Annotated in this window: 4 protein-coding genes and 1 pseudogene; 4 read left to right on the top strand and 1 reads right to left on the bottom strand. The window is 48.3% G+C overall.

Translation table 11 applies throughout. From position 1 onward, the window contains the following. Positions 1-673 (top strand): hypothetical protein (locus tag SFV55_RS13820; protein ID WP_320030102.1); only part of this gene is annotated, 673 nt, incomplete at its 5' end. A 174-nt stretch (positions 674-847) separates the two neighbouring features. On the opposite strand, the pseudogene SFV55_RS30205 reads toward SFV55_RS13820, so the two are convergent. Continuing rightward, positions 848-2,342: pseudogene (locus SFV55_RS30205) on the bottom strand (GH3 auxin-responsive promoter family protein). Positions 2,343-2,665: 323 nt separating this feature from the next. On the opposite strand from SFV55_RS30205, the gene SFV55_RS13805 reads away from it, so the two are divergent. The 3 genes from SFV55_RS13805 to SFV55_RS13795 all read left to right on the top strand — a co-directional run. Further along, a complete protein-coding gene (locus SFV55_RS13805) occupies positions 2,666-6,994 on the top strand; it encodes a PKD domain-containing protein (RefSeq protein WP_320030099.1) in 4,329 nt (1,442 codons plus the stop codon). A 166-nt stretch (positions 6,995-7,160) separates the two neighbouring features. Next, entirely contained in the window at positions 7,161-8,702 is a 1,542-nt protein-coding gene (locus tag SFV55_RS13800) for a GH3 auxin-responsive promoter family protein (RefSeq protein WP_320030098.1), read from the top strand. A gap of 214 nt (positions 8,703-8,916) precedes the next feature. Further along, the coding region (locus SFV55_RS13795; protein WP_320030097.1) for an APC family permease at positions 8,917-9,837 on the top strand (921 nt) is incomplete at its 3' end.

The raw sequence follows: 9,837 nt of genomic DNA, 5'->3' as shown, positions 1-9,837 counted from the left end.
CAAGGCTATTGAAGGACTTGGATTACCCAAAGCTCAGTGTCGACCAGGGAGTTTTTTGCGCAATATCAACCTTGGGCACCATGGCTCCTATGGTTGTTTGTTAGGGGCTAAAAATGGACAGCACTACATTTTGACTTGTGCACATGCCATAATAGATCAACCTGATCACCTGGATGCGCCAGATTATCTGCATCAGGGGCAAGTTTGGATATCGGGAACCAGTGAGCTTTTACCCATTTTTGATTGTCAATTTGCAGGAGCCTCCGGCATGGATTATGCCTTGCTTGGGCCAGTGGATGAGCGTTACACCAATACGATTGGCCAAAAAGAGCGTTTACAAGCTGGCCGCAGGGTATCGGCACTAGATGAAGGCAGTATTGTTCGAGCATCCTTGACCAGGCACAGTTTTATTACTGAACGGCTTACCGTCTTAAAACAACATCATATCCCGAAGCAAGAGGTCCAGTTTTCAAATGGCTCGGTGCATACTTTACACGACTTGGTACGGCTGGAAAAAATCAGCATCGAAGGGGACTCTGGAGCAATGATTTATGACCATAATCGTCAGGTGATTGGAATGATTGTGGCTTCAGACATGGCTTTCACGTATGCCCTTAAAATCGAGTCGATCTTAGCCCAGTTAAGCGAGACCTACGAAATAGTACCCTGCTGATTCGGTGGTGTTACTGAGGGCATGTCTAAAATCCAATTTTGCTTTAACCCGAATATTATGGTTTTGTTGAATTAGAAAAAAATAGTATCAGTAGGAAAGTTTTAAGCTGTTAAATAATCGCTCTCAACCTGGATGTGGTTTTACTGCATTCAGGCTTTTTTTATAAGGCAACCTTTAAGCATGGATGAGCAAGGCCTCCGCAATCACCCGATCATTCGCCAATCTCGGCACTTTATTCTGCCCACCCAATTTGCCCTGGCTTTTCATGTACTCCCGGAAGGCATCTCTGCGCAGGGGGGTAATCACCAAAGGTTTGAGTATATTTCCTTCGATCAAATCCTGATAATAAATATTTTGCATGATCATCAATTCATCCAAACGGGCGGCAAAAGCAGGTAAATTTTCTGGTACCTCGTCGAACTCAATCAACCACTCGTGATAAGGAAGTCCACCAGGGGGATTCACCTGTGGAGCAACTGTAAATTCTACCACTTTAACCCCTTGTTCTTTGCAAACTTGTAGCATGGCTTCTTCTACCTCCTTGCCGATGACATGTTCTCCAAAAGCCGATATAAAGTGTTTGATGCGCCCACTAACCACCAGACGATGCGGGTTGGTAGAAACGAACTGAACAGTATCCCCGAGATTATAACCCCAAAGACCCGCATTGTTGTTGATGATGAGTGCATAATTGACTCCGGGTTGCACATCTTTGAGCCAAAGTCGGGTTGGGTTTTCGCTGAAAATTTCGTCAGCGGGCACAAATTCAAAAAAGATGCCCGATGCTGAGTTAAGCAAAAGCCCTGGTTCACTTTGACTATCCTGAAAAGCGATAAAACCCTCTGAGGCCGGGTAGGTTTCTACACTTGGGATACTGGCTCCTACCAGTTCTTCTAATTTGGCGCGATAGGGCTCATAGTTGACCCCGCCGTAAACAAAAACTGAAAAATTCGGAAAAATATCCAGCACCCTTTTTTTTGCCGGACCGATCAAGCAAACGCTCGTAATACATTTGCACCCAGGGTGGAATGCCGCTGATGAGGGTCATGTTTTGGCTGAGCGTTTCCGTTACAATTTTATCTAGTTTGGTTTCCCAATCTTCTATACAGTTGGTCTCGTAACTCGGCATTTGGTTTGTTCGCAACCAGGCCGGGATCATGTGATTGGAGATACCCGACAAACGCCCAGTGGGAATGCCAGCTGTTTCACCTAATTCTGGACTACCAGATAAAAAAATCAGTTTACCATCCAACCAGGTCCCATTCCCGGTTTGGGCAAAATAATTGAACAGGGCATTGCGCGCCGATCCGAAATGATTGGGAATACTGTCTTTGGAAATCGGGATGTATTTGACGCCCGAGGTAGTACCTGAAGTTTTGGCAAAATAGGCTGGTTTACCTCGCCACAATACATCATTTTCTCCTGCTTTGATGCGTTCTATATAGGGTTTGATGCCTTCGTAGTCGCGAATGGGTACCCGTTCGATGTAATCCTGGTAACTGCGTATCTGGTCAAACCCATGGGCTTTGCCAAAGGCGGTGGTTTTACCCACTTCGATCAAACGATTAAAAATTTGTTCTTGCTCCTGCACAGCATGTGCGGACCAACGCTGAATGTCGCGGGCAATTTTGTTGGCAAAAGGTCTGATAATCCTGGAACGAAACCCCATTTTCTTGCAAATCTATTTAAGTCGCGCAAAAATAAGTTTTTACGGGGTTTTGGGCGGTAACATTTTTTTCGCTTTGCTTCTTAGCAGAAAAATTAACATAAAATGGCCCAAAAATCTGCTAAACAATAAATTCGCAATTTATATGAAATAAAAAAATGTGCTTTCTTTGCGTTACACTTTACGATGCCCGAAAATTATCGGACTAGCTTGCCCTGTTCAATCTTTGCACCTTTATGAAATAGGTTTTACGAACAACAGCGAAAAGGACTCCGTTTTGGCCGTGTAAGCTTTTGTTCGTGAAGCCTGACCAAAATCCATGGATCATGTCACTGAAACACCTTGCAGGCTTTTTAGTCTTGATGGCTGCTTCCTTTGTTGTTAAAGCTCAAACTGTACAGGTTACCGTACTCAATGGAGCGGAGGTGCGTTGTGTTGCCGACAGTGTAGTGCAAATTAGAATCACTCCCAACCCAAGCCTGGATTTACGCAGCATTACCCTCAACTGGGGGGATGGAACCCCTCCCATTACTATTGCGAAGGGGGATTCCTTGATCTTACGCCACAAATACAACACCAGCCAATACCTCGATGAATGTGTCTACGCCTGTCCTTTGGGCGATTTCGGCGGGTTCTGTGTGCAAGTCACCGTTTTGGCAACTTATTCCAATAGTGGCCTCGAAAACGTGAGTAAATTCTTGACCTACAAAATCCCCCCCAGGCCCGAGATCCTGATCAACTCCAATAATGTGGTTTGTACAGGTAACGAAGTCCAGTTCAACAATCAGACCTGTCCCAACAATGATATGGAGATGCAGTATACCTGGGATTTTGGTGATGGGACCACCAGCGTAGAAAAAAGCCCTAAACATACTTACGCGGATTTGGGCAACCGGACTGTAAAACTCACCGCTAAAAATACCTGTGGTACAGAAAGCATCGAACAACCCATCAGAGTATTAGGTGAACCAATGGCTATAGCAAAAGCGGACTCCGGAGTAATTGAGGTAGCTGCCGATCGTTATGTCCTGTGTTTGTCACAAGGCAACATCGTACGGCTAAACGGTACAGGAACGACCAATGCTACCCTATACAACTGGAGCATTTCAGGGGGTGGTCGCACTCAATGGGTTCGAGGCAACAACCGCAGTGAAATTGTGCGCCTGGATATCATTGACCCTGGCACCTATACGGTTACGCTTACCGCCAACAACGCCTGTGATCGCCCCAGCCGGAAAGTCCTGACCATCGAAGCCAAGGCTGCGGAAGCCCTTCTGCCCTTGAAATTACAAGAAGATGGTTGTACCTCACTGAATTATCGACCAGAACCTTTCAATACGAATGCAGCCTATAAAATCAATGGCATTGATGTACCCGTCGCCAATTTTCCAGTTACATTATCCGCCACTAGTACACCCTACATTGTGGAAGTGCGCCTCAACAACGAGTGTGGAAACCAAATGCGGGCAGATACCTTTTTTGTGCTGCAACCCGAAAATGTTAGCATTGCTGCCCCCAGCAAAGACACAACTGTATGTGAACGGACCAGTGCCATTACCCTCAATGCGGGCCCTGAAGGGGGACGCTGGCTTGGAAGCAATATCAGCCGACAGGGCAGCCTTGATGTGTTTAACCCAAATCAGCCAGGCGTTTTTCCCCTGATTTATGTACGAGGAAATGGTGCTTGTGAACGCCGCGATACGGTTCGCATTACGGTAGAAGAAAACGTAAGGCTGAACATTCGCCCCCAAACCGATGAGTGCCTAGATTTTGATTACACCACCATCCCCCAAATTAACAAAGTACAGTATAGCTTGAATGGTGCCCCTATTACTTCTTTTCCAGTCCCCATTACGGTCAGTACCAATCGGGATGTGTATACGGTGGTGGCTACTTTGGAAAACACCTGTGGTCGGCAGGAATCTCGTGATACCTTCGTGGTTACAGGCGCGCTTCCGGTGGGAATTACCCAGCCTTTGTTGCCTCTGAATCAGGTTTGCCAAGGTGATACGGCCCGCAGCCTGAGTGCCTTACCTACTGGAGGGGAATTTCGCGGAGATCAGGTGATTCGGGTTGGCTCTGGTTTTGCCTTTAATCCCGTTAACACGGGTACTTTTCCGGTCGTCTATGTGCGTGGGGACGGCAGTTGTGAGCGCCGCGACACCACAACGTTTGAAGTCCAGGCCAAAGTCGTCCTGCGCCTGACTCCGCAACAGGACGAATGCAACCAGATCAGCTATACGCCTAATCCGATTATCCCCAATGCGGTGTATAGTGTAAACGGAGTAAGAGCCCCTGCTTTTCCGCTGGATTTGGGGGCAACCAGTGCTCCTTATGTGGTTGAAGCTACTTTAACAGATGTTTGTGGCACTCAAGTCGTGACCGATACTTTTTTTGTGCGCACACCAGACCCTCTGCAGATTACCAGCCCTGCTCGCGACACATCGGTGTGTGAAAGATCTGGCGCTTTCAATTTAACGGTATCCGCTACCGGAGGCACCTGGCAAGATACCCGCTTCATCAGCAACAATGCCGGGCAGTTCAGTTTTAACCCTCAAGAAGCAGGTTCCTTTAAAATCATTTACAACAACGGTACCGGAACTTGTGCCCAACAGGATTCCATAATCATTGATGTACAAAAAGTTACTTTGGAAGCGCAGGCAGGGGATGTTTGTTTCAATTCAGCAACACCATTGCAGGGCTTACCTTTGGGAGGCACCTGGAGTTCTTCGACTTGTCCTGGATGTATAGTCGGCGAAAATTTTGATGCCCGTCAATTGAGTGCCGCGGTCGATTCGGTAGAGGTGATCTACACCGTGGTCAACCCTATTGGGTGTCGCAGTACCGATGCTGCGTTTATCCGGGTAACTCGTCCGCAAGCCGGCTTTCAACCCCAAGGCAATTTGTGCTCCAATCAATTGATCCAAATTGACTTAAGTGCTACCAAAGCAGAACGCTCCCGCTGGTTGTTGGGGAATATCCCTTTGGACCCTCCGCCCTTTCAATTTATCCCTGACGGTGATCAGCAGATTACCCAAATTGCCATCATTGGTAATTGTGCAGATACGTCAACCCAAACCTTTACGGTCATTGCCCCACCGCCTTCGGCAGCTTTTACACTTAGTGGGGACGAAGGTTGCTCCCCTTTCAGGGTCAGTTTTCGCCCCACTGAGCCGCAGAGAAATGGGCTGACCTATACCTGGAATTTTGGCCGTTCAACCCTTGACTCACTGCGTGCCTACCTGCCCGACTCCAACTATGTTTACACCAACGACAGTAGCCGAATCCGTAGCTTTGTGGCCTCGCTCAACATTGCAAACCAATGTGGTACAAGCAAAGAGGAAAGCACCATCAGTGTGTTGCCTTTTCCCAAAGCATTGATTGGTTTGGACTCATTGAGTAATCAGTGTTCTCCAGTTACAGCAACCATCACCAATCGTTCCACTGGTGCGCCCGATGCCTGCTTTTGGGACTTTGGCAACGGTACCCGCGACAGCACTTGTCGCAACGTGTTTATTCAAAAATATGTGGCAGATACCACCACGATTCAATATTTGATCAAATTGGAAGTGAGCAACCTCTGTGGGGTATCGATGGATACCTTTCAGCTGACGGTTACCTCTCCTGGGGTACAAGCATTCTTTAACCTCGATGATTACAACATTTGCCCCAATAAACCCATCCAGTTCAGAGATGCTTCCACTCCCTTGCCTGGACGCGTGTTTTGGAAATTTGGGGATGGAGGCGTTTCCCAAGACCCCAACCCAACTTATATTTTCCGTGATCCAGATACCACCCTTACTGTGACGCTCATTGCCCGAACGGGTTGTGGATATGATTCTCTGAGCCGCAAAGTAAACATTCAGTCTTTGCCCGACGTCAACTTCGCAACCGAACGTTATGCTTGTGAGGGGCAGCCCACCCAATTCCTCAACCGGTCGGACGAACGGGCCGCTTTCCGTTGGGGCTTTGGCGATGGGCAGATTGATTCAGTGTCTTATTCCCCGCAGCACATCTACCAATTGGGGGGCGGAATGGTCAACGTGAGTCTAACCATCAAGGATTTTCCGAATGGCTGCGAAAATACCATCAGTAAACCCCTCCTGGTGCGCAGCAAACCGGAAGCCAATTTTACCATCAACGGTGATTCTACGGGCTGTGCTCCTTTTACCGTCATTTTGCAAAATCTCTCACGAGGTGCCAATCGCTGGGAATGGGATTTGGGCAATGGCGAAGGATCAGAACTGGAAAACCCTGGCACAGTTTATGGCACCGGTTCTTATGACATAACCTTGATCGCCAGTTACGAAAACACTTGCCGAGATACTTTCCGCCTCAATGATGCCATCAATGCCGATGATTGTGGGGTGTTTATTCCCAATGTGTTTTCTCCAAACGGTGATGGCAAAAACGACTTTTTTACCATTTACGGCGGGCCATTTAGTGCCACCAAAATCCGCATGATGCGCATTTACACGCGCTGGGGCGAGATGATTTTTGAGAAAAAAGACTTTGACATGGACAACCTGAGCGGCTGGGATGGCCGCATCAAAGGAGATGTGCCGATCCCTGGAGTGTATGTTTATTGGATTGAAATTGAACAGTTGGGGGGCCAGACAAAAACCTATAAGGGAGATGTGACGTTGATGAGGTAGGGATGGTTTTGGAATTCAGATTTCAGATTTCGGTGAATTCCAAGCTTGGAATTCACCGAAATCCGAAATCCGAAATCTCCAATCCGAAATCCGAAATCCCGAATAACTATGTACCTTTGTGAGTCCCATAGTGGGGTAATCGGTTGCGATCTAAAACCAAATCTGTATGGCGATAATTGGTGCCCTAATCAAGAGAGGAGCAAGTTTGGGACAAATCCTGTCCAAACGCCGGGGGCAAAGCATCAAACCCGTTCAACATCAAATCAGAACCTTGCGCTGGTTGCTGCGCAAAGCCCAACATACTGCCTTTGGGCAATATTACCAATTCAACGACATTCTCAACAGCCCAAACCCGATTGAGGCCTTCAAACAAGCTGTACCAACTTTTGATTACAATACCCTCTACGACCGTTGGTGGCACATGACCCTCAACCAGGTAGAAAACGTGACCTGGCCCGGCCGCGTCAAATATTTTGCGTTGAGCTCAGGTACTTCAGGAGCGCCCAGCAAACACATCCCGATCACCAAAGACCTCTTCAGGGCCAACAGTCGCGCCGGATTGCGCATGTTTTTTGCCCTTTCCCGCTTCAATCTCGATCCGGATATTTTTACCAAAGACATGATGATGCTGGGTGGTTCAGCTGATCTGGAGCAAGGCAATGGTTATTTTGCCGGCGACTTGAGCGGCATCAATGCCAGTCGGCCACCTTTTTGGCTGCGGTCCTACTACAAGCCGGGCAACCGCATTGCCAGCATTCGCAGTTGGGACGAAAGGATTGCGGAGATCGCCAAAAACGCCCCCAGTTGGGACGTTGGTTTTATCGTCGGTATTCCTTCCTGGTTGCAATTGATGATGGAAAAAATCATTGAATACCACGGCGTCAAAACCATCCACGATATCTGGCCCAACCTCTCGGTTTGTGTACACGGTGGCATCCATTTTGAGCCCTACCGCAAAGGCTTTGAACGCCTGATGGCCCGCCCCCTGGTTTATATGGATTCTTACCTGGCGTCAGAGGGGTTTATGGCCATCCAGGATCGCCCCGATACCAACGCCATGCGCCTGATGATCGACAATGGTATCTTTTTTGAGTTTGTTCCTTTTAACGAAAGCAATTTCGACGTGGAAGGCAACCTCCGCGCCAACATCCAAACCCTCAGCATTGAGGAAGTGAAAGAGGGTGAAGATTACGCCATGCTGATCAGTACCTGTGGCGGGGCCTGGCGCTATTTGATTGGCGACACAGTGCGCTTTACGGACAAACGCCGCTCCGAAGTGATCATCACGGGCCGTACCAAGCACTACCTCAGTATTTGTGGCGAACACCTTTCCGTGGACAACATGAACCATGGTGTTCAGCATGTGGAAGAGGAACTGGACGTGGTCATTCCTGAGTACACGGTTTCGGCGGTGGAAGTGGGAAGTTTTTATGCCCACAAATGGTACATCGGTTGCGACAGCCCTTGCGATAGCACACAAGTCAAAACATTGATTGATAATAAACTCAAAGAAATAAACGACGATTATCGGGTAGAACGGGCTTCCGTACTGCGCGATATGGAGGTAGAAATCATCCCCGTCCACATTTTTTACAAGTGGCACGAGCACCAGGGCAAAATGGGCGGGCAACACAAATTTCCCCGGGTGATGAAGAAGGAACGCTTTCGGGATTGGGAGGAATTTGTGAGAAGGAGTTTGGTTAGCTAAGTTACCTACATTATTGGACTTGAACCAGCCCTGAAAGGGCGATATCTCACCAAGAATGGGCACTGCCCATTCTGAAGGGTGAACTATATGTTCTACCAAGAAGCCCTGAAAGGGCGACATCAGTTAGAATCAGGTTCTGAACCTTGCCGCAAAGAGTCCGGTCAAATTGTTACTTTATTCTGACCCCGTTCCTTATATTGCTCGAAAAAAATACATGACCAATACCCCCCTAAGCCGCAAACTCGGGTTAATGGGCTTGATCGCCACCGGCGTATGTTCAATGATTGGGGCCTCCATTAACATTATGCCTTTTATGATCCAGCGCAATGTACCGGGGATTGGCCCCTATGTATTGCCTGCATTCATGTTTGCGGCCTTACCCGCCTTGCTGGCAGCAATAGCCTATGCTCTTTTGGCAACAGCCATGCCGCGCGCGGGAGGCAGCTACCTTTACGTAAGCCGTGGCCTGAATACCTATCTGGGGTTTGTAGCCAGCTTTTCCCAGTGGTTTGGGCTTTCCATCGTCATCGGGGTAGTGGCATACATGATCATTCCTTTTTTCCGCGACATCGTTTTGACCCTGAACTGGACGAGCGGTGCAGAGGCCTTGGACACCGGTTTTGTTCGGGTTGGACTCGCGCTTGCTTTGCTTTGGTTTTTTGCTTGGGTAAATATTCGGGGCGGAAAATTTTATGAGCGCACGGTCATTCCGCTGATGCTACTGATGTTTTTGCTGGGGAGTATCGTCATCATTGCCGGATTCAGTTTTTCGCAACAGGATTTTTTATTGGCTTTGGCGCAAAAAGAAGGCCGAACATTCGATCTGAATGGCAATGCGTCTTTTGATTGGTTGACCTTCCTTTCGGCGTCCTCGCTGATGTTTGCCAGTTTTATCGGGTTTGAAAGCATTGCCCAGGCTGGTGGAGAGGCGAAAAACCCGGATCGAAACCTGCCGCTGGCCATTGCCCTGACTATTCTCATTGTTGGGCTTTATTACTTGCTTTTCACGGGGGCTGTATACCACGCTATTCCCTGGTCCTTTGTAGCTGCCGAGGCCCAAACCAAAGACATTAGTGCCCCGGGGATGTTGAGTTACCTGCTGCCCTCTGGTTTATCGGTGGCGATTGTGGCCGGA

The sequence above is a fragment of the Haliscomenobacter sp. genome (assembly GCF_033763495.1).
Classification (GTDB): domain Bacteria; phylum Bacteroidota; class Bacteroidia; order Chitinophagales; family Saprospiraceae; genus Haliscomenobacter.
This window is presented reverse-complemented; position numbering and strand designations above follow the sequence as displayed.

Excerpts from the sequence above, each read along its gene's own strand:
- SFV55_RS13805 (WP_320030099.1), top strand. The coding sequence starts at position 2,666 with ATGTCACTGAAACACCTTGCAGGCTTTTTAGTCTTGATGGCTGCTTCC.
- SFV55_RS13800 (WP_320030098.1), top strand. The coding sequence starts at position 7,161 with ATGGCGATAATTGGTGCCCTAATCAAGAGAGGAGCAAGTTTGGGACAA.